This window comes from Priestia sp. P1_B12_1 (assembly GCF_056406695.1).
In genome coordinates, this window is sequence record NZ_JBFTZR010000005.1 from 349,746 (window position 1) to 375,163 (window position 25,418).

A 25,418-nucleotide genomic window follows, 5' to 3' on the forward strand; every position below is an offset into this window, starting at 1 on the left:
TGAAGTCAATAAAGAAAGTGAAAAAATTGCTGAAGCACGACTAATAAATTTTTATTAAAGTTATCGCCTCGTGTGAAATATACGAACCCGCCCCGTCATTATTGAGACAGGGCTTTTTCACCGTACAAGAAATCGACCATATGAGATTGCACAATGTCGGGACACTCTTCTGGTAAAAGGTGTCCAATTTCCTTTAAAGAGATAAAGGTAGAGTCTGTTAAATCATCTTTTAACTTACGTCCGAGATGCAAAGGAACAACCCGGTCTTCTTCTCCCCAAATGAGTAAACTTGGTTTTTTTATGTGCTGCAAATCCTTTGAGGATAGGTCTCCTTCTCGATCGCGAATCATTCTCGTTAAAGCCATAAACGTACGGTCATCCAAAAATGGTTCAGTATAGCCATCAATCATTTCTTCGTCGATTAACTTATGGTCAAATACGACATTTTGCAAGTTGCCTAATACACCTTTGCGAGACAGCCACGTTTTTACCCACAGATAAAAGAAGGGAACATAAGAAGACATGACCAATCCATAATGTGAGGGGCCTAAATAAGCTGAGCTGCAAAGAAGAACTAGTTTCGATACGCAAGAAGGCTTTAACTTTGCTACGTTTAAACAAACTTGTCCTCCCATTGAGTGTCCCGATAGTACAACATCTTTCAACTTTAAATATTCAATCAACTCGATGACAATTCTGGCTAAATTTTTATACGAGTATTGAAAGGTTAACGATTTTTCACTTCGCCCAAATGGCGGAAGGTCCAGCGTAATGATAGAAAACGTATCTTCAAATAAAGGAATTAAACGTCGAAAGCTAAAACTCGATGATAAAAAGCCGTGAATAAATACAATGGCTGGTTTATCAGGGTGATAGTTATGGCATTCGTAGTAAACATTGACTCCATTAAAAGTACGCTGGTGGCAAGTAATTTTAGATTCAGTCAATTTGTTTCACTCCATCTTTTTCTTTCTAGTCTGTCCTAATTTCCAGCAATCTATAAAATGAAACTCACTTACCGGTATAGATTTCACATTAAAGATGTGTTTAAATTTGATATAATGGAAAAAGTGAAAAAATTTAATCGTTGTAGGAGGGGAACGCGGTGTTCTTAGAAGAAAAAGAGTTAGAAATTTTAGAAATTCTAGAAAAAAATAGCCGTATTTCGATAGATAGTATTTCAAAAATGGTGGATTTAACGTTTGAAGAAACCTCTAATATTGTTAAAAAGCTAGAGAGAGAAAAAGTAATTGTGCAATATTCAGCTGATATTAACTGGAGACGAGTAGATGGACATGAGGGCGTCACGGCTATGATAGATGTAAAAGTTGCACCAAAGCGAGGAGTAGGCTTTGACGAGATTGCGGAGCGCATCTATCGTTTTCAAGAAGTGAAATCCGTGTACCTAATGTCAGGAGCATATGATTTGTCTGTTATTATTGAAGAAAAATCAATGTCTGAAGTAGCGTTTTTTGTTTCTGAAAAGCTTTCTACGCTAGACTCTGTTTTATCTACAACGACTCACTTTATCATGAAAAAATATAAGCACGATGGTACCATCTATGACCAAGGCGATGAAGATCGCAGAATCGTGGTGTCTCCGTAATGAAAGAGCGCTTGTCAACAACTGTACAACAGCTGAAACCTTCAGGTATTCGCCGCTTTTTTGATTTAGCAGCAAGTATGGATAACGTCATCTCTCTTGGAGTAGGTGAACCTGATTTTGTCACATCTTGGGCTGTTCGAGAAGCGAGTATTTTATCGTTGGAAAGAGGATATACCTCTTATACAGCAAATGCGGGACTTTTAGAGCTCCGCTTTGAAATTATGAAGTATATGAAAAGAAATTTTAACGTCTCGTATGATTATAAAGATGATATTATTGTGACCGTTGGAGGAAGTCAGGCTCTAGATATTACAATGCGAGCTTTGATTAACCCTGAAGATGAAATTATTGTCGTGGAGCCAAATTTTGTGTCTTACAGCCCGTTAATTTCGCTAGCAGGAGGAGTTCCTGTGGCAATTGAAACAACGGCAGAAACAGAGTTTAAACTGCAGCCTAGACAGATTGAAGAAGTCATTACAAGCAACACGAAAGCCCTTCTTTTATGTTCTCCTAATAATCCAACAGGAAGCTCACTATCTAAAGAAGAGCTGCAGGCTATTGCGGATATTGTCATAAAGCATGACTTGCTTGTTATCACGGATGAAATCTATGCAGAATTAACATATGATGAAGAATTTACATCTATTGCTTCTTTAGAAGGGATGAAAGAACGAACTATTATTATTTCTGGCTTTTCTAAAGGGTTTGCCATGACTGGATGGCGTCTTGGATACATATGTGCACCAACTGAGATTGCTAAAGCAATGCTGAAAATTCATCAGTATACAATGATGTGTGCGCCTACCATGGCACAATATGGAGCAATTGAAGCGCTACAAAATGGGCAGCATGACGTAGAAGAGATGAGAAAAAGCTATCGCAGAAGACGGAACTATATGGTGAAGTCATTAAATCAAATTGGTCTGGAATGCCATTCTCCCGGAGGAGCGTTTTATGTGTTCCCGTCTATCAAAAAAACTGGATTGTCATCGGAAGAATTCGCTGAGCAGCTTTTGCTTGAAGAGCGAGTAGCCGTGGTGCCAGGCAATGTATTTGGAAAAGGCGGAGAGGGACATATTCGCTGTTCATACGCCTCTTCAATGGAATCATTAGAAGAATCCATAAAACGGATTAGCCGTTTTGTTGAAAATAAGTTATAATAAAAATAAGATATTATGTCATATCCTATAGACGGTTTGATATAATATCTTTTTTGCTATGATGAAATGTAGTGTTAGTTTATATTTGTGACGAAATTGGTAAATAATAAATATAGTATAACTACTTTTTGATTCAATCTATGAACTGTGCTATAATTTTAAATTGGCTATAATGGTGAAAATAATAAGGTATCTAGGAGTGTTTATATGTCAAAATTTGAAATCGGTACTGTTACAAAAGGTAAAGTAACAGGAATTCAACCATACGGTGCATTCGTTGCATTAAATGAAGAAACTCAAGGATTAGTTCATATCTCAGAAGTAAAACATGGCTTCGTTAAAGATATTAACGAACATTTATCAGTAGGAGACGAAGTAAACGTTAAAGTTTTATCTGTTGATGAGTCAACTGGTAAAATTGGTTTATCTATTCGTGCAACTGAGCCAGCTCCAGAAAAAACTGAAGCTTCTGCACCTAAAAAACCTGCTAAAAAGCGTCAAGGTCAAGCAACAGTTCATACTGAATCTACTCAAGGATTCAACACATTAAAAGAAAAATTAGAAGAGTGGATTGAGCAATCAAACCGCGAAGATCTAATTAAGAAATAAGAAAAAAGAAGGATAGCTTAGCTATCCTTCTTTTTTAATGTTCCGTTCTAGGTTCTGTACGCTCTACTTCAGCAGAAGGTTTAAATAATAGACCTAGGTTAATCAGTCCTGCGATTCCAACCAATCCATAGATAATGCGGGAGAAAGCAGATGTTTGACCGCCGAAGATTGCTGCTACTAAATCAAATTGAAAAAAGCCAATAAGTCCCCAGTTAATTGCTCCAATAATCGTTAATACGAGCGCAATACGTTGAATACCACTCATGATGAACCCTCCTTGTTTTGTAGTTCACTTATTAGCCTGCTTTTTTTAGAGGGAAATATGCATATTTGCTTTTGGAAGATACAGACAAATAAACGTTCATTTGGATGGGGTGAGCATCTAGCCAACAGGGAATAATCTTTAGGAAGTCAATTTTCTTTACAATCAAAAAGTTGTTCTTCATAATGATGCATGTAATCAAGCTCGTAAGGAGGAGTTTATAGTGAACAATTTTACATTTTATAACCCTACAAAATTAATTTTTGGTAAAGGTCAATTAGAGCAATTAAAAACAGAAGCAAGTCGCTTTGGTAAAAAGATATTATTAGTATACGGCGGAGGAAGCGTAAAACGCAGCGGTTTATATGATCAAGTAATGGATGTACTGAATGACATGAATGCAGAAGTACATGAGTTAGCGGGAGTAGAACCGAATCCTCGTCTGACAACTGTTCGCAAAGGAATCGATATTTGTAAAGAAAACGGTATTGAATTTTTACTTGCAGTTGGTGGAGGAAGCGTAATCGATTGTACAAAAGCAATCGCAGCAGGCGCAAAATATGATGGAGACGTATGGGACATCATTAACCGCGATGTATTCGCAGCTGAAGCTCTTCCATTTGGAACAGTGCTAACATTAGCAGCAACAGGTTCAGAAATGAATGCTGGTTCTGTTATTACAAATTGGGAAACACAAGAAAAATACGGCTGGGGCAGTCCGGCAACATTCCCTCAATTTTCTATTTTAGATCCCGTTAATACATTTACTGTACCAAAAAATCAAACAGTTTATGGCATGGTTGACATGATGAGCCACGTATTTGAACAATATTTCCATGCTGCAACAAATACTCCGCTTCAAGATCGCATGTGTGAAGGAGTACTGCAAACGGTTATTGAAACGGGACCAAAATTATTAAACGACTTAGAGAACTACGAGTTACGTGAAACGATTTTATACAATGGGACAATCGCATTAAACGGTATGTTACAAATGGGACACCAAGGCGATTGGGCTACTCACAATATTGAGCATGCGGTCTCAGCTGTATATGACATTCCACATGCAGGTGGATTGGCAATTTTATTCCCGAACTGGATGAAACACGTAATGGATGAGAACGTAGATCGCTTCAAGCAAGTAGCTGTACGCGTATTTAACGTAGATACAGAAGGCAAGACGGATAAAGAAGTAGCACTTGAAGGTGTTGATAAGCTTCGTGAATTCTGGTCAAGCCTAGGTGCACCAACTCGCTTAGCTGATTATGATATTGGTGAAGACAAATTAGATCTTATGGCTGATCGTGCAATGGCTAAAGGTGAATTTGGTAAATTTAAAAAATTAAACAAAGAAGATGTACTAGCAATCCTACGCGCTTCTTTATAAGATTCTCGATAAAAAACGCCGTGCAAACCGCACGGCGTTTTTTTTTCTATTCATGATGAGTAAGCTTTTTCTGCTGTTTGGTTTTCAAATCATCCCGAACGGTTTTATCAGAAAGAGGAACTCCGCTGTAATAAGCCGCTCTCCCTAGTAAATGCCCAGCAATAGGAGAGGTGATAAACACAAAGACAATCGCTAAAATTAATCGTGCACTAATATGGCCGGTGTCGATCCAAAAGTAGAGTAAGCAGCCCACTAATATAAACAGAACGCCCAAGGTAGCACTTTTTGAGGCAGCGTGACTTCTTGTGTACGTATCAGGCAAGCGAATGAGCCCAATCATGGTCACAACTGTCAGAAGAGACCCTATTAGTACCAAAGCTCCTACAATGATTTCACTGATCACGTTCATATTCAATCACTTCTCCTTTCTCTAAAAACTTAGAAAAAGCAACGGTACCTACAAAGGCTATGATGCCTAGCAGTAAAATGACTTCGAAAAAAGCCTGAGTTCGAAAAATAATCGAGATGATGGCCGTGATGGCAATGATGTTAATTCCAATAGCATCAAGGGCCATTGCTCGATCAGCAGTGGACGGACCTTTTACCACTCGATAAACAAACCCAATAGTTGAAGCAGAAATGAGAATGAGCGAAACGTTTAAAAAAATATCGAGCATTTAACGACTCACCTCCATAATAGCTTTTTCGAATGTTTGCTGAATATCTGTAATAATGTCATCAATATCGTCTGTATTGATTGCATGAATATAGATAGTAGAATTATCATCGGACACATCCATCACCAGTGTGCCTGGCGTTAGCGTAATTAAAAGAGAAAGAATGGTAATTTCCCATTCACTCTCCAGACGGGTTGGCATTGCAAAGATGGCTGGCTGAATATTTAATTTAGGGCGCAATACGTCCTTAGTCACTGCAATATTGGCTTTGAATAATTCTCGTATGAAAATAAACAGCAGTTTAATGATCGCATACACTTTATGCAAGTAAAAACGTCTGTGAAAAAAACGGCGGAAAACAAACAGCAGTACTGCTCCCCAGAAAAAACCTATAATAAAGGAAGGGAGTGTCCAAATCCCCCTCAAAAACATCCATGTGAATGCAATGATTACGTTTAATAATAGTTGAAATGACATGCAGATCTACTCCTTTAACACCGATTGGATATAAATTGAAGGATCCATAAGCGTTTGAGCGGCTGTTGACACATAAGGAATAACAGCTTCTGCACCTAGTCCCAAAAAGACAGAAACAGCAAGTAAGATAGCAGATGGGTATAGAATGCCTCTAAGGGATACTTTTTCATGCTCAGAAGAAAGCTTAGGTTCACCCCAGAAGCAGCTCATGAAAATCTTAATGGCAGAATATAAAACAAGCAGGCTTGAAACCAGTAAAACTCCTACAAACGTGTAGCTCTCTGATTCTAAGCCGCCCTGAACTAAAAGGAATTTTCCAATAAAGCCGCTTAGGGGAGGAATTCCTGCCAACGAAATAGTAGCGATAAAAAACATCCAGCCAAGCAGCGGATAGTCTTTAATTAACCCACCCATTTTCTTTAATTTTGTTGTTCCAGTTATTCGAATGATGCTTCCAGCAAGAAGGAATAGAGCTGCTTTAATAATCATGTCGTGAATTAAATAATAAATAGCTCCTTCAAAACCTGCGTTTGTTGTCAAGGTCACCCCGTAGACAATGACTCCGACAGCAATAATAATGTTATAAATTAAGATTTTATTTACATCCGAATAAGCAATGGCGCCTACTGCACCAACAACGATAGTCAAAAGCGCAACGTAGCCGATAATTTGATGAGTAAATTCAGGATGGTGGTAAAACAGTAAAGTGAAAGTCCTGAAAATCGAATAAACGCCTACTTTTGTGAGCAAAGCACCAAACAACCCGATAATAACCGGCGGAGGCGCACTATATGAACCTGGAAGCCAGAAATACATTGGAAATAAAGCTGCTTTTAAGGCAAAGACGATAAATAAAAGCATGCCAATCGTTGTTAAAATTCCCGGCTGGTTCGCCTCAGCAATTCGCTGTGAAAGGTCAGCCATGTTGAGAGTTCCTGTTACGGCATATAAATAAGCAACGGCAATGACAAACAAAGCGGATGAAATGACATTGACTAAAATATACTTAAGTGACTCTCGAAGCTGTGCTTTTGTACCGCCAATTACAATAAGAGCGTACGAAGACATAAGCATGACTTCAAAAAAGACAAATAAGTTAAAGATATCACCTGTTAAAAAGGCACCGAATACGCCTACTAATAAAAATTGTACAAATGAATAAAAGTAAAAGCGTTCACGCTTTTCCCCAATCGTTTGAAAGGCAAAAAGAACGCAGCATAGTGTTACCACACTAGCAGTAAGTACGAGAAGGGACGCGAACATGTCCGCTACTAGAATAATTCCAAAAGGAGGCTTCCAGTTCCCAAGCTCGTGAGTTAAAATACCTTTTGACTGAACCAGTTGTACTAAATAGGCAGCAAAAGCAGTGGTGGTGATTAATGATAAAACACTGATTATCCTTTGAAGTTTAATATTGTCTTTGAAAAAAATGAGCACAACACCTACAACAAACGGGATAAGCAGTGGGATGATTACAAAATTACTCGTCATGTTCATTTCCCCTTAACTTGTCCATATCGTCTGTTCCGAGTTCTTGATAAGCCCTGTACGCTAGTACAAGGAAAAAAGAAGTGACGCCAAAGCTTATGACAATGGCAGTTAAAATTAGGGCTTGAGGTAAAGGATCTGTATAAGAAGAAGCCTTTTCTCCCAGAAGGGGAACACTCCCCCCTTTTAATCCGCCCATCGTTAAAATTAACAGGTGAACACCGTGGCTTAATAAGCCTGTTCCAATAATAATTCGCAGTAAACTGCGCGATAACATGAGATATACAGCGGCAGTGAATAGAATCCCTGCCACTATGGACATTAATATTTCCACTATTCACTCTCTCCAATCGTTTGAATAATGGTCATCGTCACACCAACAACTACTAGATATACACCTAAATCAAATAGTACAACGGTAGCTAAAGATGTTTTCCCGAGAAGGGGAAGGTTAAAGTAGCTATATGTGTGAGTTAGAAATGGGACTTTGAAAATAAATGACCCAAGCCCAGTTAAAATAGCTAGCAGCAGTCCGGAAGCCGCGACCTTCTTATAATCAAAAGGGATGACTTTCGATACGGTTTTTATATCGAAAGCCAGCAGTAGTAATACAAGGGCTGCTGAGGTAGTAAGTCCCCCAACAAACCCTCCCCCCGGTGTATAATGACCTGCAAAGAAAAGATGAATGGCAAAAATGATAATAATAAACGTGACTACTTTCGTTGTGGTTTGTAGTATCAAATCATTTTTTTTCACTCTTCTTCCTCCTTTGTTAACCGAAGACGAATCATGCCATAGATAGCAAGAGCTGCTATACAAAGTACGGTAATTTCAAATAGTGTATCAAATCCGCGGAAGTCCACAAGGATTACGTTCACCATGTTTTCGCCGCCTGCTTTTTCATAGCTGTTTTCAATAAAGTAATGTGAAATTGATTCAAATAGTTTCGTACTGTTTGCTGATATGCCAAGCAGTGTAACCGTCGTTCCTACAAGAAGGGCAACCAGTAAGTTTGGCAGCTGAAACTTCACCCTTACTTTTCGCTTCCGAAACTCGGGCAAGTAGTAGAAACATAGTAAAAACAGGGATACCGATACAGTTTCAATAACTAATTGAGTCAAAGCTAAGTCAGGAGCTTGGAATAGTACGAAAAATAAAGAGAGCGTATACCCGACAACTCCGAGCGAAATAATAGCTGTGAGGCGTGATTTTGCCAATAAAGTTGTAATAGTAGCCGCAACCATTACGACTGCTAATATGGCTTCATAAACGCCTATAGAAGCAGTATCTTTTAAATCAATTGCAAAGGCATTCTGAGAAAAGAGCGTCACGAGAAGTAAAATGCCTATGAAAGTAAAAATGATTAAAAGATAGTCTCTAATAAATCCTGTCATTAATGTTTTCATGATACGTGTTGACCCTTTTTCCATCCCTTTAATTCCATAATTATAGCCGTTATTAAGCGTTAAAGAAGAAGGGAATCGTGTATAAATTTTTGACCACTTTTGAATCGTCATAAATAACAAAATACCAAATATGATGACCCCTAGCGTCATAAATAATTCTGGCGTAAAGCCATGCCAAAATTTAATATGCACTTGATATTCTTTACCTTCAGCTAGCAGGCTAGGTGCGATAGAGGCCATTGTTGGCTCAATAAGGGTTGATTCTAATAAATTAGGAGCAAAGCCGAAAATAACAACCAGTGATGCTAAAATAACAGGTGAAATAAGCATACCTACTGGTGCTTCATGCGGCTTCTTCTCTAGTTTTTCGGGCTGGTATTTGCCTGTAAAGGTTTTAAAGACAAGAATCATACTATAGACGAAAGTGAAAATGCTTCCTAACCAAGCGATGATAGGCAACAAAATTCCCCACGTCTGCATGCTATACATATCCATTTTTGTCACGTTTACCATGCCTGTAAAAAACATCTCTTTACTTAAGAATCCATTAAAGGGAGGAAGACCCGCCATTGAAAATCCCCCGATGATAGCAATGGTAAATGTCACAGGCATGAAGCTCATTAACCCGCCTAACTTTCTAATGTCACGCGTGCCTGTTTCATGATCGACAATCCCTACTACCATAAACAAGCTGCCTTTGAAGGTAGCGTGGTTAATCAAATGGAAGACCGCCGCAGTAAGAGCTACTAAGTAGATATTATCGTCTAAAAAATCATAGTGAATAGCTGCGCTACCTACTCCTATAAGTGACATAATCATCCCGAGCTGACTAATGGTTGAAAAAGCTAAAATCCCTTTCAGGTCTTGTTGCTTTACTGCTGAAAATGAGCCCCAAAACAGTGTAATTAGTCCTATAATTGAAATAGCAAAAAACCAAGTGGCGCTTATAGCAAAAACAGGGCTAAGTCTTGCTAAAAGATAAATGCCCGCTTTTACCATTGTGGCTGAATGAAGGTATGCACTCACTGGGGTTGGAGCTTCCATTGCATCTGGCAGCCAAATATGAAAAGGAAACTGAGCAGATTTTGTAAAGGCCCCTAATAAAATGAGGACTAGAGCTGGAATGAATAGATGACTTGATGTGACTACATCTACGTTTGAGATAATTTCGCGTATGCTGAAAGTACCTGTCATGACGTATAAAAGCACAATTCCTGCTAATAGGGAAAGTCCTCCGAATACGGTAATGAGCATAGATTTTAAGGCTCCGTATTGAGATTTCTCTCGTTTATACCAATAACCAATCAATAAAAAAGATGAAAGGCTTGTTAATTCCCAAAAGCTGTAAAGGCTCATTAGGTTGTCTGATAATACAACTCCTAGCATCGACCCCATAAAAAGAAGCAAATAGACATAAAACGAATGCAGTGCTTCTTTTGTCTTAGAAAGATAATAAATGGAGTAAAGAATAACAAGTGTCCCAATTCCGGTGATTAATAGAGAAAACAGAAGACCAAGTCCATCCACATAGGCATCAAAGTTAATGCCCAGACTAGGTATCCATTTCATTGAATGTAGATATGTTTCCCCCTTAGAAACACCACTGATATATTGTGTGAAATAAATGAACAACACAAGTGGAAGAGGTAAAACAAACCATCCTGTATGAATACGCTGGAATTTCCTATACAGAAGGGGAACAAAAAAGGCTAATAAAAAAGGCGATAAAATCACCAAGTGCAACCACGACAAAAGACAAACCTCCTTGCGATATTCAATTCTGTAACCGATTATATAATAATTTAATTATGCATGCATCCATGCTATTTCTTAGTATCAGCGGATTTTTCAAACCTTATTAAATAAATAGAAACTCGTCACAAAATCCATAAAAAAAAACATAAAAAATTTTTTGAACGTATAAAAATCACTCGAAATTGTCACTCTAAGAGTGAGGTGATGGAAATGTATAGGAAACAAATAGCCATCAGTTTTCTCATTTTTACCGCATTATGTATGAGCGGATTTGTGCTGAATAATCACTTGGAAATGAAAGAAGAAAACAGGATGCTACTCACTTCTAAAAACCAAGCTGAAAATTCCATATCAATAGACTCTTCCCTTTTAAAAGCCTCTTATAAACCGAGACAATATGTGAAAATAGGTGAAATGAACTATATTACACCACCCGATAAGCAAATAAAAAACGATTGAAGACCACTCTTTAGTCGTTTTTCATTTGCTTATTATTTGCGTAATCGTGCATGAATTACGTCCTGTAATCAAAGAACATTAGTTGACTTCACAACTGAATTTATCGTTAAATAAAAGGGTACATACAATGATTGCAGTTTCAACAAACTATAATGATTGTTTCAAATTGTAAGTGGATTCACTTGAATTCAGCTAACAGTTTCGATAAAGTGAAAAATAAAGATATTTTAATGGAGGAACAAACTATGACACATGTTCGTTTTGATTATTCAAACGCGTTATCATTTTTTGGTGAACATGAACTTACATACTTACGTGATGCCGTGAAAGTAGCTCACCATTCAATTCATGAGAAAACAGGTGCTGGAAATGACTTTTTAGGATGGGTCGACCTTCCTACGGAGTATGACAAAGAAGAATTTGCACGCATTCAAAAAAGTGCAGAAAAAATTAAATCTGATTCAGATGTATTAATTGTTATCGGTATTGGAGGATCTTACTTAGGTGCTCGTGCTGCTATTGAAATGCTTCAGCATTCATTCTATAACACATTATCAAAAGAACAGCGTAAAACTCCGCAAGTTATTTTTGCTGGTAACAACATCAGCTCAACATACATGAAAGACTTAATGGATGTTTTACAAGATAAAGATTTCTCTATTAATGTTATTTCAAAATCTGGTACAACAACAGAACCAGCGATTGCTTTCCGTATCTTCCGTAAATTATTAGAAGAGAAATATGGCAAAGAAGAAGCACGCAAGCGTATTTATGCAACAACAGATAAAGCGCGCGGCGCATTAAAAACATTAGCGGACGAAGAAGGCTATGAAACATTTGTTATTCCAGATGATGTAGGCGGCCGTTATTCAGTATTAACAGCGGTTGGCTTATTACCAATTGCCGCTGCGGGTCTTGATATCGAACAAATGATGAAAGGGGCAGCTGATGCTCAAGAAGCATTCTCATCATCAGAGCTAGAAGAGAACCCAGCTTATCAATATGCTGTAGCTCGTAATGTGCTTTATAATAAAGGAAAAACAATTGAAATGCTGATTAACTATGAGCCAGCTCTTCAATACTTTGCTGAGTGGTGGAAACAGTTATTTGGCGAAAGTGAAGGAAAAGACCAAAAAGGTATTTACCCTTCATCTGCTAACTTCTCAACGGATCTTCATTCTTTAGGTCAATATGTACAAGAAGGTCGTCGTGATATTTTTGAAACAATTGTACAAGTTCAAGATTCTCGTCATGAGCTAACAATTGAAGAAGATGCAGCGGACTTAGATGGATTAAATTACTTAGCTGGTGAAACAGTTGACTTTGTAAATAAAAAAGCGTTCCAAGGTACAATGCTTGCTCACACAGATGGAGGCGTTCCAAACTTAGTTGTGAACATTCCTGCGCTAGATGAGTATACGTTCGGATATGTTGTATATTTCTTCGAAAAAGCATGTGCAATCAGCGGCTATTTATTAGGCGTAAACCCATTCGATCAGCCGGGAGTAGAAGCATACAAAGTAAATATGTTTGCTCTTCTTGGAAAACCTGGTTTTGAAGAGAAAAAAGCAGAATTAGAAAAGCGTTTGAAATAAGTAAAAAGAGGGCGGTACAAAAGTATTTTAGCCCAAGTGAAAAACGAACCATTGATCAACATGTTTGATTAGTGGTTCGTTTTTTTTGTTATAGTGAATATAGTTTCATCTGTTTAGGTCCTTCTAACAGTTGATTGGAGCGCAAGTGACGAGGAGGCTCAGCGCCCGCCCGCGGAAAGCGAAGCCTCGTACGGACATCAACTGCGGTGTCACAAGCGATTTATACGAGCTGCTTTATCCAGTTTGTTCGTCTTTAGGTTGGATTCATTTAGTTATGTCTCAACCTCTTTTTTGCTTTTGAGATAAAGGATAAAACGCTGGAAAAAGGACATGTTAAAACAGAGGAGGGATAACATGATTGAATTATCTTCAAGATTAGAGGGAACATTATTCAAGCTTTACGAATTAGAAAAAACGCTTAAGCCGCTTGGGTATAACATTGGAGGGAATTGGGATTACGACCATGGTTCATTCGACTATAAGATGAATGATGAAGTCGGCTATCAGTTTTTACGTATCCCGTTTACAGCTACGAACGGAGAACTGGATTCTAAAGGAACAACCGTACAGATTGGGACGCCATTTTTACTTTCACATAAATATCAAATTGGTCTAGATGACGATGTTCACAATGGAAATGCGAGTGCTTCATTTAATCAGTTTGCAGAACCCCAAGACGCAGACGCTTCATTTCCAGAAAAGTATATCAGCTTAGGAGAAGAGCTAATTAGAGAGGCAGAAGATGCGCTGCTTCAGTAATTGAAGGAACTATTCTTTTTTTAAACTCTCTAATTTTTTCACAAAAATATGTTCGTACATGACTTGACTAATCAACTCATTTGTTTTAATCATTTCATTCACCCCCAAATTTTGTGCATTTTGAATATGCTTTTTTGTTAACAGTTCAACGATGCTGTAAATAGAAGGGTTCAATCCTTGCAGAGCGACTAACGTAACAATAGTATTCATGTCTGCATATTCTTCTGTCTTATGCTGATCGGCAGTAATCAGCACTTTTTTTGCGTACCGAGCGTTGGCAAGTTCTAATACTTCATAATGAGAAGGACTTCCTTTAATAAAATGAACGCGATCACAAATCATGGGATTTTTAGTCAGAGAGTCGTCGATAAGAACAATGTCTTCTTTATGAAATGCGTCGCGATAAGACTCTAACACGAGTTTGGCGCGCTCATTCCACCCAACAACGATGAAGTGATCTTTTCCATAAAATTTTAAATTTCCTTCCAAATAAGCGCTCTCAGCGGAAACAGCAATTTTAGAAAGCGTAACAAAATAAGTGGTAATAAATCCCGTTCCGATCAGGACTAAAATAATTGCAGCTAACCTTCCAATCGTAGTGGTCGGAGCAAAATCACCGTACCCTATAGTAGAAATTGTAATAATAACCCACCAAATTCCTTCAAATACATTTCCAAACGTTTGCGGCTCTAGGAAATGTATAAGCATGCCAAAAAGTAGAACAAGGCAGCCGATAATAAAAAGAAGCCGCACTAAAATAGAACGACGGAAAAGTCGAAATAATAGCCATTCCATCATAAAAAAACCTCCAGTGATTAGTCATAGCCACAGTATGACCATTTTTCACTGAAGGTATAAGATATCTTTATCTTTTTACTTCGTAATATTCAATCCATTCTTTGTCTGGACCGTAGAAAAATAAGTATCTTGCTCCATTTGGCAAAGTTACAATGTTTTCTTCCACAAATGAAACACCTGCTGATTTTAAACGCTCAAACTCCTCTTCAATTCCGTCTACCGCCAGCGCAAAATGATGAACTTTACCTTCGTTAGGTAAGCTTGAGTTATACCCTTGAATTAACTCTACGATTACATTGCCTTCTAAACCTAGAAAAGCTAGCTTCAAAGACGGATCGGTATGTGGCAGTGTTTCGATAAGCTCTAATCCCACTTTTTGCGTATAGAACTCAATAGATTCTTCTATATCCTTTACTTGAACGCCTACATGTTCAAATTTTAAAATTGCCATATGCATCACCCGTATCTATAGTATGTAAAAACTATGAAATATATTAAAGAGAAAGGATATAGAAGTCAAGATGGGGCTGCTTATCAGGAAAGGGCTCTTAAATCATATTTTTGCTGGAGTGAATAGGGTAGAGGCTTCCATCAAGAGCAAACGAAATTTTGCCTGTTTCTTCAGATACAACTAAAATTAATGCATCCGATTTTTCCGACATTCCAATGGCTGCACGGTGACGTGTTCCCAATTTTTTGGTCGTTGAAATAATAGACGAGAGAGGTAAAACATTAGCAGCTGAGATAAGCTGATTATTTCTAATTAGGACGGCTCCGTCATGTAAGGGTGTCCCTGGGTAGAACAGTGTCTCAACTAGCGTAGCGCTGACAGGAGCTTGAATAGGCATTCCCTTTTGAATAAGAGGGTCTACATTTTGTTCCCGTTCAATGACAATTAAAGCGCCGTGACGTTTCTCAGAAAGGTTATGAATAGCTAAGGACAGAGCAGCATATTCAAATGTATAAGGCGATAGATAATGACGCAAGTAATAAGAGGCGGCCGTAGCTTGAACATCTTGAAATAACCTTCTCATCTCCTCAAAATCACATAGGATACAATGATCACTCGTATCTAAATGTTTAATTAAATTAGAGGCTTCAGTTGAAATTTGCTGTAAATATGTTCGCACATTATTTTTAATTGTATCGTCTAATTGAAAGGAATGTCTCTCCATCTTATATAGCTCCTATCTGTCAGTCAGTGTTATCTGTAATGTGTGCTAATGTGGGTGAATTATCCGTAAAGCTTATAAATCCCTTATTAATTTTATAGAGAGGTGTTGTGTTTTATTTAGGAAGAGAATATAAAAAGTTGAGGAAAAAGAAAGCGTTTTATAAACTGATATGTTCACGTTTGGTTTAAATTTACATATGTTGTTTTAAATAAAAGTATAGATATTTCTGTGAATTTAAAGTATAGTTTTCTTATCGGATATATGATTTTTAATGTTGACAAATATTCTAAATATGCTAAAATTTTTAAAAAATGCTTATCAAGAGTGGTGGAGGGATCTGGCCCGCTGAACCCCGGCAACCTGCTTAGCAAGGTGCTAATTCCAGCAAAGTGTGTATCATTTTGAAAGATAAGGTAAAAATTTATTGCCTACCCAGTCTTTCAATATGGAAGACTTTTTATTTTGATATAGCGCAAGCGATAATTTAAGGAGGGACATCAATCACTGTAACCCCCGACTTAAAACAAATCTTTGAGCACGTCGAAGAAAAGTAAGAATTAAATAGTTTCGCTGACTAGACACACTAGAGGCGGTTTTATCCAATTCTAGTGGGTAAAACCGTCTTTTTTTATTGGATAACGCGGATAACTAAGAATTGGAGTGAAGAAAATGGCAGACTTATATACGTACGAAAACTGGAGTGATACATTTCCAGAGTTCGACAGTGAAGATGAAACAAAAGGAGCCCTTTCAGCATTGCAGTGGGCGTATGATACCTACGGAGATTCAATTATTTACGCATCAAGCTTTGGTATTGAAGGGATTGTGTTAATTGATTTAATTTCAAAAGTGAAAAAAGATGCTGAAATTGTCTTTTTAGATACGGGCGTTCATTTTAAAGAAACATATGAAGTGATTGATGCAATTAAAGAACGCTTTCCTGATTTGCGTATTCATATAAAAAAACCGGATTTAACGCTTGCAGAACAAGCTGAGAAACATGGAGATGAGCTTTGGAAGAGTCAGCCTAACCTATGCTGTCAAATTCGAAAAATCATCCCATTAAGGGAATCTCTTGCTCCTTATGATGCGTGGATTTCTGGTTTGAGACGCGAGCAGTCTGAATCTCGTGCCAACACGAATTATTTTAATAAAGATGAGAAATTCAAGAAAGTTAAAGTCTGCCCGTTAATTCATTGGTCTTGGAAAGAAGTTTGGCGCTATGTGTATAAGCATGATTTACCATATAACAAACTTCATGATCAAGGCTACCCAAGCATCGGCTGTGAGCCTTGTACCGCACCTGCCTACAATGTAGACGATTTACGTTCAGGAAGATGGGCAGGTACACAAAAAGTTGAATGCGGATTACACGAATCTTAAATACGAAAGAGCTGAATAAATGATGCTTTTATATGTTGCCTTTATCATTGCGCTTTTTTTTGCAATGAATATCGGGGCAAGCGGTGCAGCAGCAGCTATGGGCGTTTCATACGGCTCCGGTGCGATTAAAAAGCGAAGAGTAGCCTTGTTCATCTGTGCTGTAGGTATTGTGCTCGGAGCCATTATCGGAGGCGGCGAGGTGGTAAAAACCATCAGTTCAGGTATCATACCTGAAAAATTGCTGTCAGTAGAATTAGTTATTATCATTCTGGCTGCTGCAACGCTGTCACTCTTTTTCGCGAATTTAATTGGTATCCCTCTATCAACAAGTGAAGTAACGGTTGGTTCAGTTGTTGGAGTAGGAGTAGCTTATCAATCTCTGTATGTGGAAAAACTTTTAGTTGTCATGTCTTTTTGGATTATTGTTCCGCTGGTTTCATTTGTCATTGCTTTTTTGATTGGAAAAGTGATAAAACGCAGAGCGCATAAAAAAGAAGCAGAGGGAAAGTGGAAAAGAGTTTTAACGATTTTAGTTATAGCCACGGGATTCTTTGAAGCCTTCTCAGCTGGAATGAATAACGTGGCAAATGCTGTCGGTCCTCTAGTAGGAGCTGGATTAATGGATGCCACAACGGGTGTCATAGCAGGAGGACTGGCTGTGGCGCTCGGAGCTCTTTTACTAGGCGGCCGAGTTATTGAAACAAACGGAAAAAAAATTACTCGCTATTCTGTAGGAGAAGGGTGCATTATCTCGGGTACTGGTGCTTCTCTTGTTACAGCAGCTTCACTTTTTGGTTTGCCAGTACCGCTTACACAGGTCACTACGTCTTCTATTATTGGAATAGGAGCAGCGAAAACGGGATTCACGAAAGAACAGCGTGAAGTGGTCATTCAAATGTTAAAGGTTTGGGTGGTATCCCCCGTATTTTCACTCGTAATCTCATATGTTCTTGTGAAATTAGTACTTGAAAGCGACTTATATTCATTTGTGGTGCTAGCTAGCGGCTGCATTGCCACAGCAGGTGTTCTAAGCTTAGCTAGAGCGACTAGAAGAAAAAGAGCAAACTTGCAGTCGGAAAAAGAAAAAATGACTGCGTGATTCAAGTGCTTTTTATTATATTGTGTTAATTATTTAAGGAGGATTTTACAAAATGACAACAATTCAAGCACACGGTGGAGAATTAATTAATTTATATCAACCAACATATGACTACACTTCACTAACAAAAGAAATCGAAGTAGATAACATGGCTCTAAGTGATTTAGAACTAATTGGAATTGGTGCTTACAGCCCAATTACAGGATTTTTAGGAGAAAAAGATTATCAATCAGTTGTTGAAAATATGCGTTTAGCAGATGGAACAGTATGGAGTATTCCTATCACTCTTCCTGTAACAGAAGAGCAAGCTAAAGAATTAAACATTGGCGACAAAGTAAAGCTTGTTCAAAACGGCGTAACGTATGGTGTTTTAGAAGTCTCTGAAGTATATACGCCTAATAAAGAAAAAGAAGCGGAAAATGTGTACCGCACAGCAGAACTTGCTCATCCTGGCGTGAAAAAAATGATGGAACGCCCAAATGTATACGTAGCAGGTCCAATCGTACTTGTAGAACGTACACCTAAAACGCGTTTTGAAAAGTATTACCTAGATCCAACTGAAACAAGAGCAGCATTTGAAGAACGCGGTTGGAAAACGGTTGTTGGATTCCAAACTCGTAACCCTGTTCACCGTGCGCACGAATATATTCAAAAAACGGCATTAGAAATTGTAGACGGCCTGTTCTTAAATCCTCTTGTAGGAGAAACAAAGTCAGATGATATCCCAGCAGATATCCGTATGGAAAGTTATGAAGTACTTTTAGAGAACTATTATCCTAGCGATCGTGTAGCTTTAGCAGTTTTCCCTGCTGCGATGCGTTATGCTGGACCTAGAGAAGCGATTTTTCATGCAATGGTTCGAAAAAACTTTGGATGCACGCATTTCATTGTAGGCCGTGATCACGCTGGTGTTGGTGACTACTACGGAACATATGATGCACAGAAAATCTTCAGTAACTTTACAGCAGATGAATTAGGAATTACACCTTTATTCTTTGAACACAGCTTCTACTGCAAGAAGTGTGAATCGATGGCATCAACGAAAACATGCCCTCACAGCAAGGAAGATCATATGATTCTATCTGGAACAAAGGTACGTGAAATGCTTCGTAACGGAGAAGTGCCACCAAGCACATTCAGCCGTAAAGAAGTAATTGAAGTGTTAATTAAAGGATTAGCAAAACAAAAAGTATCTTCAAAATAAGGAGCGGTTGAAGTGAGCAAATCAACAAACATTACGTGGCATGATGCTGGAATTACAAAAGAGGAAAGACGCGAGCAAAATAATCATCACAGTTTTGTATTATGGTTTACAGGTCTTTCGGGTTCAGGTAAATCTACCGTAGCAAACGCAGTGGCAAAGGCGCTTTTTGATAAAAATATTCGCAACTATGTATTAGATGGTGACAATGTTCGTTTCGGCTTAAATAAGAATCTAGGGTTTTCTGCTGAAGATCGTACAGAAAATATTCGCCGTATCGGTGAGGTTTCTAAGCTATTTGTAGACAGCGGTCAAGTGGTACTAACAGCATTTATCTCTCCATTCCAAGAGGACCGCGCTCAAGTGCGTGAGATCTTAGAGGGAAATGAATTTTTGGAAGTATACGTGGAGTGTCCGTTAGAAGAGTGTGAAAAAAGAGATCCAAAAGGGCTTTACAAAAAAGCAAGAAGCGGAGAAATCCGTGATTTTACAGGAATTGATTCTCCGTATGAGTCGCCGGCTAACCCTGAATTAACAATTAATACAAGCACACAGTCTGTAGAAGAATGTGTACAAACTGTTATTGAATATTTAGCTAACCGAAAATTTATCTAAATGACAGCGGACTTTGTCCGCTGTTCTAATTCAAATTAAAATGTGGGAGCGCTGCGGAGACGTGGAAATGATGGAAGGGTGAAAGGCATTCATGGGGAAAGTATATCTAGTCGGTGCAGGACCGGGGGATCCAGATTTAATTACATTAAAAGGGCTGAAAGCAATTCAGCAAGCAGATGTTATCTTATATGATCGTTTAGTGAATAAGGACCTGCTGGAGTATGCTAAAAGTGATGCAGATATCATTTACTGCGGAAAGCTTCCGAACTATCATACCCTCAAGCAAGAAACAATTAACAACTTTTTAGTGAAATTCGCTAAAAAAGGAAAAATTGTAACGCGCTTAAAAGGCGGAGATCCATTTGTTTTCGGACGCGGAGGGGAAGAAGCAGAAGCTCTCGTGCAGCAGAGCATTTCATTTGAAATTGTTCCAGGAATTACATCAGGCATCGCAGCTGCTGCTTATGCAGGAATCCCTGTCACTCACCGGGAATACAGCGCAAGCTTTGCTTTTGTAGCAGGCCATCGTAAAGATAGCGAGCATGATGCAATCAAATGGGATAGCCTAGCCAAAGGTGTAGATACTCTTGCAATTTACATGGGGGTGCGGAACTTACCGTACATTTGCCAACAGTTAATGAAACACGGAAAAACTTCAGCTACGCCAATTGCATTGATTCACTGGGGAACATGTGCGGACCAGCGCACTGTAACTGGAACTCTTGGTACAATTGTTGATATTGTTAAAGAAGAACAAATTGAAAATCCAAGTATGATTATCGTTGGTGAAGTTGTGAATTTTCATGACCGATTAAATTGGTTTGAGAAGACTGGACAGCATTACTATTCGTTTGCACAAGAAGCTTACTAAAGAGGTTGATTATATGGATGCAGTTTTATATGTTTGCCATGGCAGCCGCGTAAAAGAAGGCGCTGATCAGGCAGTTGCTTTTATTGAAAGATGTAAAAAAAATCTAGATGTACCGATTCAAGAAGTTTGTTTCCTAGAACTAGCTTCCCCCACTATTGAACAAGGATTTGAAGCGTGTATTGAACAAGGTGCTACCCGTATTGCAATTGTGCCCCTTCTGTTATTAAAAGCTGCGCATGCAAAGCAAGATATACCTGAAGAAATACACAAAGTATATGAACGTTATCCCCAGGTAGAAGTGCTGTACGGAGAACCGTTCGGCGTGGACGAACGAATTGTTGATATCTTGGTAGAGAGAATCAATGAAACCAATGTGGATAAGCATGAAGATTCGATGGTATTGTTGGTCGGCAGAGGAAGCAGTGATCCTGCTGTAAAAAAAGATTTTAACGAAATAGCTCAACTGCTAAAAGGCAAAGGTGCTTTTAAAGAAGTGAGCACGTGCTATTTAGCTGCAGCTTCTCCTAATTTAAAAGAAGGCCTGCACCTTGCTAAACGAACTTCGTATAAGCAAGTATTCGTTCTTCCGTACCTTTTGTTTACCGGTATTTTAATGAACGAAATTAAGGAAGAATTGGAGCAGCTATCAACAGATGCCCAGCAGTTTATTTTAGCCAACTATCTAGGTTATCACGATGGACTTGCACACATTTTAAATCACCAAGTAAAAACGTTATTATCGAGCAAAGGAAATCAATACGATGTATACCGTTATGCTTGATTTAAAGGGTCGTTCGGTCTTAGTAGTTGGGGGCGGAACAATCGCAACTCGTAGAATTAAAGGTTTTTTACAAGAAGGAGCAGCCATTACAGTGGTTGCTCCAACTGTTTCAGCTGAAATAAATGAATGGGAAGCTAAAGATCAGCTGCGTGTAAAAAGAAAAAAAGTAGGAGAAGAAGACTTACTTAATGTCTTTTTAATTGTTGTGGCTACAAATGATCAAGCTGTGAATAAGTTCGTTAAGCAGCATATTAAAAATGATCAGTTGGTTAATATGGCCAGCAGTTTTTCTGATGGAAATATTCAAATTCCTGCACAGTTTTCTAGAGGGAGATTATCGCTAGCAATATCCACAGATGGTGCTAGTCCTTTGTTGACAAAACGAATCAAAGAAGACTTATCCTCAAGTTATGATGAGAGTTACACACAGTATACACAGTTTTTGTATGAATGCAGAGTTCTTATCCACAGATTAAATGTGTCAAAGAGCCGTAAACATGAGTTATTAACAGAAATTATCGATGATCAATACCGGCTGTCTCTAGTAAAACAGCGGGAATTTTTACAACAGATTAAAAAATACAAATAAAAAACGGCCAGTTGGCCGTTTTTTATTTATACATTTTCAACTTCAATGCTTCGAATACCGCTGATTTTTTGAATTTCGTAATACACTTCTGTAGTAGGGCGCTGGTTATTAACTGACACTTTCATTCTTATATACAATTCATTGGTGTCTAAATCTTTGATTCGAATATTTTTAATTGTAATATTCTTTTCTCTAATGCTATTAGTTGTATCAAAGATATTGTGCTTATCCGCCAGCTTGAGTTGAAGAATAAGCTCTTTCTCACGCAGTTGCCTAGGCCCCAAAATAGTAATAAGGAAGGGAAGAAGTTCAACGCTGATAATGAGCAGTACAACTCCGGTAATAGCTTCAGGATAAAACCCTGCACCTACAGCAATGCCTATACCTGCTGCTCCCCAGATAATAGCCGCTGTTGTAAGCCCTGAGATGCTGTCATTTTCTTTTCGTAAAATGACGCCCGCCCCTAAAAAACCAATTCCAGAAACAATTTGAGCTGCCAGACGAAGCGGGTCCATTGTGATATGATCACCTTTATTAAAAATTTGAGAAGACTCAATCGAAACAATCGTGAGTAAACAGCTAATAATGGAAATTACGAGAGATGTTTTTAAACCAACAGGCTTTCGTTTTAGTTCCCTTTCAATTCCAATAATAAGACCAAGTACAGCGGAAATACCTAATTTGAGCAACATTTCATTTTCCATTATTTTCACCTATTTCAATAAACATTGTTGTTTATATCTGTATGAAAGAAGAAAAACAGATATGTATCAGTATAGTAAACTTTTCTTCATAATGACAGGTGAAATTCGAAAAAATCTGATTATTTATAAAGCGCTACGATCTTTTCTTTTAATTTATATTTTTGAATCTTGCCGGATGCCGTCATGGGAAAGTCGTCTATAAAATAAATATGTTCCGGAATTTTGAAATGAGCAAGCTTACCTTTGCAAAAGTCTTGGATTTCTTGAGCGGTAAGCAAAGAATGTTGCTTGAGTTTAATGCATGCAGCAACTCGTTCTCCATACTTTGGATCAGGAATACCGACAATTTGAACATCTTCTACCTCGGGTATTTTATATAAAAACTCTTCAATTTCTCTTGGATAAATATTTTCTCCGCCTCTAATAATCATATCTTTTAGACGTCCTGTAATTTTTACATAGCCATCCTTATCGATGGTAGCTAAATCTCCTGTATGTAGCCAACCTTCTACAATTGTTTTTTCTGTTTCTTCCGGCATTTTGTAATATCCTTTCATTGTTAAATATCCTTTTGCACAAAGTTCTCCTTGTTCTCCGAAAGAAGCTGGTTTACCTGTAACTGGATTAATAATTTGAATCTGTACATGATTATGAACTTTGCCAACCGTTTGTACTCGCCGCTCGATAGAATCAGTTGGGGTTGTTTGGGTGATTACAGGAGACGTTTCGGTTTGACCATAGGCGATGGTAATTTCATTGATGCCCATGTCATGTATGACTCGCTTCATTACTTCTGCTGGACAATTAGAACCAGCCATGATTCCTGTGCGGAGAGTAGATAAATCATATTGATCAAACTCAAGTGCATTTAATTCCGCAATAAACATAGTGGGTACACCGTGAAGAGCTGTACATTTTTCTTTCTCTACGGTGCATAAAACAGAGGCAGGTTGAAATTCAATAATCGGTAGCATAGTAGCACCTACAGATACGCATGCTAGAACACCCAGCACACATCCAAAGCAATGAAAGAAAGGAACTGGGATGCATAAGCGGTCTTCGTTGGTCAGTTTCATAGACTGAGCAACTAAAAAGCCGTTGTTTACTATATTATGGTGACTTAGCATAACTCCTTTTGGAAAACCTGTTGTTCCGGAAGTATATTGCATATTGATAACATCATGGATATGTAGGGATTGTTCATGCTTATCGAGAACCTCATCCGATACCATTAAGCTACTCATTAAAAACTCGTTCCAAGACGTATGTTCGCTTGATCCACTTAAGTTTATAAGATGTTTTAGTTTGGGAAGATTATGTTCAATACCGGTGATAATAGATGTATAAGAAGTGCTTTTAAATTCATCAATGAAAAATAGCGCTGTTGTATCAGAATGCCTCAATACATACTCTAATTCAGAGGATTGATAACTTGTATTAAGGGTAACCAAAACAGCGCCTATTCTAGCTGCTGCGAATTGAAGAAGTAACCATTCCGGCACATTGGTAGCCCAGATAGCGATATGGTCGCCTTTTTTGAGACCGGTGGCTAGAAGGGCCTTTGCAACTCGAGAGGTTTCTTGATAAAATTCCGCGTACGTATAGCGAATATTTTGTTCAGAGTAAATAACCGCTTCTTGATGCCCAAACTTTTTTGTACTTTCTTTTAAAAGTTCTCCAACCGTTAATTCAAGCAATGGTTTCATTTGGTTTCCTCCTTGAATAATGTTAAAGTGTATATGAAAGCGTTTTCTAAAAGTAGTTTATCAAATTTAAAGAAAGTGTTCCAAAAAATCATTCGACAAATTCCTTCATTGTCCACTGTACGTATGAAGAAGGGGAGTAACTGAATTTATCGTATTGATTTCAATAAGTGAGTATACCGAATGCGAATATTGTAATAAAATAAAGAAATGTCTCCTTTTTATTAAGAAGACAACGTAACATCATATTAATAAAGAATGGTATAAAAATATGAAGTAAACAAACAAAAAATCATGCTGAATGTTGAAAGTGAAATAAATGAAAGGCCGTTGACTTTGCCTTCTTTATTAGAGATTTGAATTGATTCCCAATAAGCAAGTGAAATTAAGAGAATAGACATACAAAAGGACAAATAGAGTGCAGCTGCAATTAAGGTATCCAAGTGAACGCCTCCTTGGCGGATAATGATTTAATAGACATTATGCTAGTGTGGCTCTAGATATGCTAGTATCTATTAATTGGCTAGCGTTTCACTTACAAGAAAATAGTTTTTAAAAATATATCGAAAAACTATTGCGCAATAAAAGAAGGCGTGGTATATTATTAAATGTCGCTAAGATGAACTGCTAAAGCAAACATCGAAGTGATAAACAAATAAAAAAACTTGTTGACAACTAGCTTGCAACTTGTTATGATGGTAAAGTCGCTTAAGAGCGGCGGTTGAACTTTGAAAACTGAACAAAGCGACAAACGTCAACGTTAAATTTTATTTTTTAATTGAGCAAGTCAAACATTTCTTCGGAGAGTTTGATCCTGGCTCAGGATGAACGCTGGCGGCGTGCCTAATACATGCAAGTC

The 25,418-nt window shown here is 38.0% G+C and carries 29 protein-coding genes, 1 rRNA gene and 1 riboswitch; of the genes, 15 read left to right on the forward strand and 15 right to left on the reverse strand.

All coding sequences use genetic code 11. The features are described 5' to 3' along the window. Positions 1 to 98: 98 nt before the first annotated feature. Entirely contained in the window at positions 99 to 947 is an 849-nt protein-coding gene (locus AC1D0Y_RS18915) for an alpha/beta fold hydrolase (RefSeq protein ID WP_013059602.1), read from the reverse strand. A gap of 158 nt (positions 948 to 1,105) precedes the next feature. Here AC1D0Y_RS18915 and AC1D0Y_RS18920 point away from each other — a divergent pair, with 158 nt between their 5' ends. The 3 genes from AC1D0Y_RS18920 to yugI all read left to right on the forward strand — a co-directional run bounded on the left by AC1D0Y_RS18920 (position 1,106) and on the right by yugI (position 3,375). Then, positions 1,106 to 1,606, forward strand: coding sequence for an Lrp/AsnC family transcriptional regulator (locus AC1D0Y_RS18920; RefSeq protein ID WP_013059601.1), 501 nt, complete (start codon positions 1,106 to 1,108; stop codon positions 1,604 to 1,606). After that, the gene (locus tag AC1D0Y_RS18925; RefSeq protein WP_013059600.1) at positions 1,606 to 2,766 is read left to right on the forward strand and encodes an aminotransferase; all 1,161 of its coding nucleotides are present in this window, start codon (positions 1,606 to 1,608) and stop codon (positions 2,764 to 2,766) included. The genes AC1D0Y_RS18920 and AC1D0Y_RS18925 overlap by 1 nt, the downstream gene beginning before the upstream one ends. A 207-nt stretch (positions 2,767 to 2,973) precedes the next feature. Further along, positions 2,974 to 3,375 (forward strand): S1 domain-containing post-transcriptional regulator GSP13, encoded by a 402-nt coding sequence (gene yugI, locus AC1D0Y_RS18930; RefSeq protein WP_013059599.1) that lies wholly within the window; start codon positions 2,974 to 2,976, stop codon positions 3,373 to 3,375. A gap of 34 nt (positions 3,376 to 3,409) precedes the next feature. Here the strand turns inward: yugI and AC1D0Y_RS18935 are convergent, their stop codons facing one another. Beyond that, positions 3,410 to 3,640, reverse strand: a complete 231-nt coding sequence (locus tag AC1D0Y_RS18935) for a DUF378 domain-containing protein (protein WP_013059598.1) — start codon at positions 3,638 to 3,640, stop codon at positions 3,410 to 3,412. Positions 3,641 to 3,860: 220 nt separating this feature from the next. Here AC1D0Y_RS18935 and AC1D0Y_RS18940 point away from each other — a divergent pair, with 220 nt between their 5' ends. Further along, the gene (locus AC1D0Y_RS18940) at positions 3,861 to 5,024 is read left to right on the forward strand and encodes an iron-containing alcohol dehydrogenase (RefSeq protein ID WP_013085305.1); all 1,164 of its coding nucleotides are present in this window, start codon (positions 3,861 to 3,863) and stop codon (positions 5,022 to 5,024) included. 46 nt (positions 5,025 to 5,070) lie between these two features. Here the strand turns inward: AC1D0Y_RS18940 and mnhG are convergent, their stop codons facing one another. From mnhG to AC1D0Y_RS18975, 7 genes are read right to left on the reverse strand one after another with little or no spacing between them, the layout of a single operon-like run. Continuing rightward, positions 5,071 to 5,433, reverse strand: a complete 363-nt coding sequence (mnhG, locus tag AC1D0Y_RS18945) for a monovalent cation/H(+) antiporter subunit G (RefSeq protein WP_013085304.1) — start codon at positions 5,431 to 5,433, stop codon at positions 5,071 to 5,073. Next, positions 5,417 to 5,701, reverse strand: a complete 285-nt coding sequence (locus tag AC1D0Y_RS18950; RefSeq protein ID WP_013059595.1) for a Na(+)/H(+) antiporter subunit F1 — start codon at positions 5,699 to 5,701, stop codon at positions 5,417 to 5,419. Before AC1D0Y_RS18950 ends, mnhG begins: the two co-directional genes overlap by 17 nt. After that, on the reverse strand, positions 5,702 to 6,178 hold the full coding sequence (locus tag AC1D0Y_RS18955) for a Na+/H+ antiporter subunit E (RefSeq protein WP_013059594.1): 477 nt from the start codon (positions 6,176 to 6,178) through the stop codon (positions 5,702 to 5,704). A 6-nt stretch (positions 6,179 to 6,184) separates the two neighbouring features. Continuing rightward, on the reverse strand, positions 6,185 to 7,669 hold the full coding sequence (locus tag AC1D0Y_RS18960; RefSeq protein ID WP_028409585.1) for a Na+/H+ antiporter subunit D: 1,485 nt from the start codon (positions 7,667 to 7,669) through the stop codon (positions 6,185 to 6,187). After that, positions 7,659 to 8,000: a Na(+)/H(+) antiporter subunit C gene (locus tag AC1D0Y_RS18965; protein ID WP_013059592.1), complete on the reverse strand. Its 342-nt coding sequence runs from the start codon at positions 7,998 to 8,000 to the stop codon at positions 7,659 to 7,661. Before AC1D0Y_RS18965 ends, AC1D0Y_RS18960 begins: the two co-directional genes overlap by 11 nt. Next, positions 8,000 to 8,422, reverse strand: coding sequence for a Na(+)/H(+) antiporter subunit B (locus AC1D0Y_RS18970; protein ID WP_013085301.1), 423 nt, complete (start codon positions 8,420 to 8,422; stop codon positions 8,000 to 8,002). Before AC1D0Y_RS18970 ends, AC1D0Y_RS18965 begins: the two co-directional genes overlap by 1 nt. Next, complete coding sequence (locus tag AC1D0Y_RS18975) at positions 8,419 to 10,824, reverse strand: Na+/H+ antiporter subunit A (RefSeq protein WP_217599063.1); 2,406 nt, start codon at positions 10,822 to 10,824, stop codon at positions 8,419 to 8,421. The genes AC1D0Y_RS18970 and AC1D0Y_RS18975 overlap by 4 nt, the downstream gene beginning before the upstream one ends. 213 nt (positions 10,825 to 11,037) lie before the next feature. On the opposite strand from AC1D0Y_RS18975, the gene AC1D0Y_RS18980 reads away from it, so the two are divergent. The 3 genes from AC1D0Y_RS18980 (at position 11,038) to AC1D0Y_RS18990 (ending at position 13,640) form a co-directional block, all read left to right on the forward strand. Continuing rightward, a complete protein-coding gene (locus AC1D0Y_RS18980; RefSeq protein WP_225049792.1) occupies positions 11,038 to 11,286 on the forward strand; it encodes a hypothetical protein in 249 nt (82 codons plus the stop codon). 245 nt (positions 11,287 to 11,531) lie between these two features. Then, a complete protein-coding gene (locus tag AC1D0Y_RS18985) occupies positions 11,532 to 12,881 on the forward strand; it encodes a glucose-6-phosphate isomerase (RefSeq protein WP_013059589.1) in 1,350 nt (449 codons plus the stop codon). A 354-nt stretch (positions 12,882 to 13,235) separates the two neighbouring features. Then, on the forward strand, positions 13,236 to 13,640 hold the full coding sequence (locus AC1D0Y_RS18990; RefSeq protein WP_217599064.1) for a YugN-like family protein: 405 nt from the start codon (positions 13,236 to 13,238) through the stop codon (positions 13,638 to 13,640). Between the two features lie 9 nt (positions 13,641 to 13,649). Here AC1D0Y_RS18990 and AC1D0Y_RS18995 read toward each other — a convergent pair whose 3' ends face one another. The 3 genes from AC1D0Y_RS18995 to cdaS form a co-directional block, all read right to left on the reverse strand. After that, entirely contained in the window at positions 13,650 to 14,438 is a 789-nt protein-coding gene (locus AC1D0Y_RS18995; RefSeq protein ID WP_028409582.1) for a potassium channel family protein, read from the reverse strand. Positions 14,439 to 14,505: 67 nt separating this feature from the next. Next, positions 14,506 to 14,889: a VOC family protein gene (locus AC1D0Y_RS19000; RefSeq protein WP_060745800.1), complete on the reverse strand. Its 384-nt coding sequence runs from the start codon at positions 14,887 to 14,889 to the stop codon at positions 14,506 to 14,508. A 97-nt stretch (positions 14,890 to 14,986) separates the two neighbouring features. Next, on the reverse strand, positions 14,987 to 15,613 hold the full coding sequence (gene cdaS, locus AC1D0Y_RS19005; protein ID WP_034276407.1) for a sporulation-specific diadenylate cyclase CdaS: 627 nt from the start codon (positions 15,611 to 15,613) through the stop codon (positions 14,987 to 14,989). Between the two features lie 312 nt (positions 15,614 to 15,925). Then, positions 15,926 to 16,028: riboswitch (SAM riboswitch) on the forward strand. A gap of 254 nt (positions 16,029 to 16,282) precedes the next feature. Here cdaS and AC1D0Y_RS19010 point away from each other — a divergent pair. The 7 genes from AC1D0Y_RS19010 (at position 16,283) to AC1D0Y_RS19040 (ending at position 22,152) form a co-directional block, all read left to right on the forward strand. Further along, positions 16,283 to 16,996, forward strand: coding sequence for a phosphoadenylyl-sulfate reductase (locus tag AC1D0Y_RS19010; RefSeq protein WP_028409580.1), 714 nt, complete (start codon positions 16,283 to 16,285; stop codon positions 16,994 to 16,996). Between the two features lie 19 nt (positions 16,997 to 17,015). Beyond that, positions 17,016 to 18,095, forward strand: coding sequence for an inorganic phosphate transporter (locus AC1D0Y_RS19015; RefSeq protein WP_028409579.1), 1,080 nt, complete (start codon positions 17,016 to 17,018; stop codon positions 18,093 to 18,095). A gap of 52 nt (positions 18,096 to 18,147) precedes the next feature. Beyond that, entirely contained in the window at positions 18,148 to 19,299 is a 1,152-nt protein-coding gene (sat, locus tag AC1D0Y_RS19020) for a sulfate adenylyltransferase (RefSeq protein WP_025752727.1), read from the forward strand. Positions 19,300 to 19,311: 12 nt separating this feature from the next. Beyond that, positions 19,312 to 19,911 (forward strand): adenylyl-sulfate kinase, encoded by a 600-nt coding sequence (gene cysC, locus AC1D0Y_RS19025; RefSeq protein WP_014457932.1) that lies wholly within the window; start codon positions 19,312 to 19,314, stop codon positions 19,909 to 19,911. A gap of 91 nt (positions 19,912 to 20,002) precedes the next feature. Further along, positions 20,003 to 20,782 carry a uroporphyrinogen-III C-methyltransferase gene (gene cobA / locus AC1D0Y_RS19030; protein ID WP_028409578.1) on the forward strand — a complete coding sequence of 260 codons (780 nt, stop codon included), beginning with the start codon at positions 20,003 to 20,005 and terminating at the stop codon, positions 20,780 to 20,782. Between the two features lie 13 nt (positions 20,783 to 20,795). Further along, positions 20,796 to 21,563 (forward strand): sirohydrochlorin chelatase, encoded by a 768-nt coding sequence (locus tag AC1D0Y_RS19035; protein WP_098249468.1) that lies wholly within the window; start codon positions 20,796 to 20,798, stop codon positions 21,561 to 21,563. Then, positions 21,544 to 22,152, forward strand: coding sequence for an NAD(P)-binding protein (locus AC1D0Y_RS19040; protein ID WP_028409576.1), 609 nt, complete (start codon positions 21,544 to 21,546; stop codon positions 22,150 to 22,152). Before AC1D0Y_RS19035 ends, AC1D0Y_RS19040 begins: the two co-directional genes overlap by 20 nt. Positions 22,153 to 22,178: 26 nt before the next feature. On the opposite strand, the gene AC1D0Y_RS19045 is transcribed toward AC1D0Y_RS19040, so the two are convergent. From AC1D0Y_RS19045 to AC1D0Y_RS19055, 3 genes are all read right to left on the reverse strand, one after another. After that, positions 22,179 to 22,856: an MgtC/SapB family protein gene (locus AC1D0Y_RS19045; RefSeq protein WP_013059577.1), complete on the reverse strand. Its 678-nt coding sequence runs from the start codon at positions 22,854 to 22,856 to the stop codon at positions 22,179 to 22,181. A 119-nt stretch (positions 22,857 to 22,975) separates the two neighbouring features. Further along, a complete protein-coding gene (locus AC1D0Y_RS19050; protein ID WP_477707848.1) occupies positions 22,976 to 24,562 on the reverse strand; it encodes an AMP-binding protein in 1,587 nt (528 codons plus the stop codon). Positions 24,563 to 24,807: 245 nt separating this feature from the next. Then, entirely contained in the window at positions 24,808 to 25,002 is a 195-nt protein-coding gene (locus AC1D0Y_RS19055) for a hypothetical protein (protein ID WP_028409574.1), read from the reverse strand. A gap of 353 nt (positions 25,003 to 25,355) precedes the next feature. On the opposite strand from AC1D0Y_RS19055, the gene AC1D0Y_RS19060 reads away from it, so the two are divergent. Further along, positions 25,356 to 25,418 (forward strand): 16S ribosomal RNA (locus AC1D0Y_RS19060); the annotation flags it as partial.

Excerpts from the sequence above, each read along its gene's own strand:
- AC1D0Y_RS18925 (WP_013059600.1), top strand. The coding sequence starts at position 1,606 with ATGAAAGAGCGCTTGTCAACAACTGTACAACAGCTGAAACCTTCAGGT.
- yugI (WP_013059599.1), top strand. The coding sequence starts at position 2,974 with ATGTCAAAATTTGAAATCGGTACTGTTACAAAAGGTAAAGTAACAGGA.
- AC1D0Y_RS18935 (WP_013059598.1), bottom strand. The coding sequence starts at position 3,640 with ATGAGTGGTATTCAACGTATTGCGCTCGTATTAACGATTATTGGAGCA.
- mnhG (WP_013085304.1), bottom strand. The coding sequence starts at position 5,433 with ATGAACGTGATCAGTGAAATCATTGTAGGAGCTTTGGTACTAATAGGG.
- AC1D0Y_RS18950 (WP_013059595.1), bottom strand. The coding sequence starts at position 5,701 with ATGCTCGATATTTTTTTAAACGTTTCGCTCATTCTCATTTCTGCTTCA.
- AC1D0Y_RS18955 (WP_013059594.1), bottom strand. The coding sequence starts at position 6,178 with ATGTCATTTCAACTATTATTAAACGTAATCATTGCATTCACATGGATG.
- AC1D0Y_RS18960 (WP_028409585.1), bottom strand. The coding sequence starts at position 7,669 with ATGACGAGTAATTTTGTAATCATCCCACTGCTTATCCCGTTTGTTGTA.
- AC1D0Y_RS18980 (WP_225049792.1), top strand. The coding sequence starts at position 11,038 with ATGTATAGGAAACAAATAGCCATCAGTTTTCTCATTTTTACCGCATTA.
- AC1D0Y_RS18985 (WP_013059589.1), top strand. The coding sequence starts at position 11,532 with ATGACACATGTTCGTTTTGATTATTCAAACGCGTTATCATTTTTTGGT.
- AC1D0Y_RS18990 (WP_217599064.1), top strand. The coding sequence starts at position 13,236 with ATGATTGAATTATCTTCAAGATTAGAGGGAACATTATTCAAGCTTTAC.
- AC1D0Y_RS18995 (WP_028409582.1), bottom strand. The coding sequence starts at position 14,438 with ATGATGGAATGGCTATTATTTCGACTTTTCCGTCGTTCTATTTTAGTG.
- AC1D0Y_RS19000 (WP_060745800.1), bottom strand. The coding sequence starts at position 14,889 with ATGGCAATTTTAAAATTTGAACATGTAGGCGTTCAAGTAAAGGATATA.
- cdaS (WP_034276407.1), bottom strand. The coding sequence starts at position 15,613 with ATGGAGAGACATTCCTTTCAATTAGACGATACAATTAAAAATAATGTG.
- AC1D0Y_RS19010 (WP_028409580.1), top strand. The coding sequence starts at position 16,283 with ATGGCAGACTTATATACGTACGAAAACTGGAGTGATACATTTCCAGAG.
- AC1D0Y_RS19015 (WP_028409579.1), top strand. The coding sequence starts at position 17,016 with ATGATGCTTTTATATGTTGCCTTTATCATTGCGCTTTTTTTTGCAATG.
- sat (WP_025752727.1), top strand. The coding sequence starts at position 18,148 with ATGACAACAATTCAAGCACACGGTGGAGAATTAATTAATTTATATCAA.
- cobA (WP_028409578.1), top strand. The coding sequence starts at position 20,003 with ATGGGGAAAGTATATCTAGTCGGTGCAGGACCGGGGGATCCAGATTTA.
- AC1D0Y_RS19035 (WP_098249468.1), top strand. The coding sequence starts at position 20,796 with ATGGATGCAGTTTTATATGTTTGCCATGGCAGCCGCGTAAAAGAAGGC.
- AC1D0Y_RS19040 (WP_028409576.1), top strand. The coding sequence starts at position 21,544 with ATGTATACCGTTATGCTTGATTTAAAGGGTCGTTCGGTCTTAGTAGTT.
- AC1D0Y_RS19045 (WP_013059577.1), bottom strand. The coding sequence starts at position 22,856 with ATGGAAAATGAAATGTTGCTCAAATTAGGTATTTCCGCTGTACTTGGT.
- AC1D0Y_RS19050 (WP_477707848.1), bottom strand. The coding sequence starts at position 24,562 with ATGAAACCATTGCTTGAATTAACGGTTGGAGAACTTTTAAAAGAAAGT.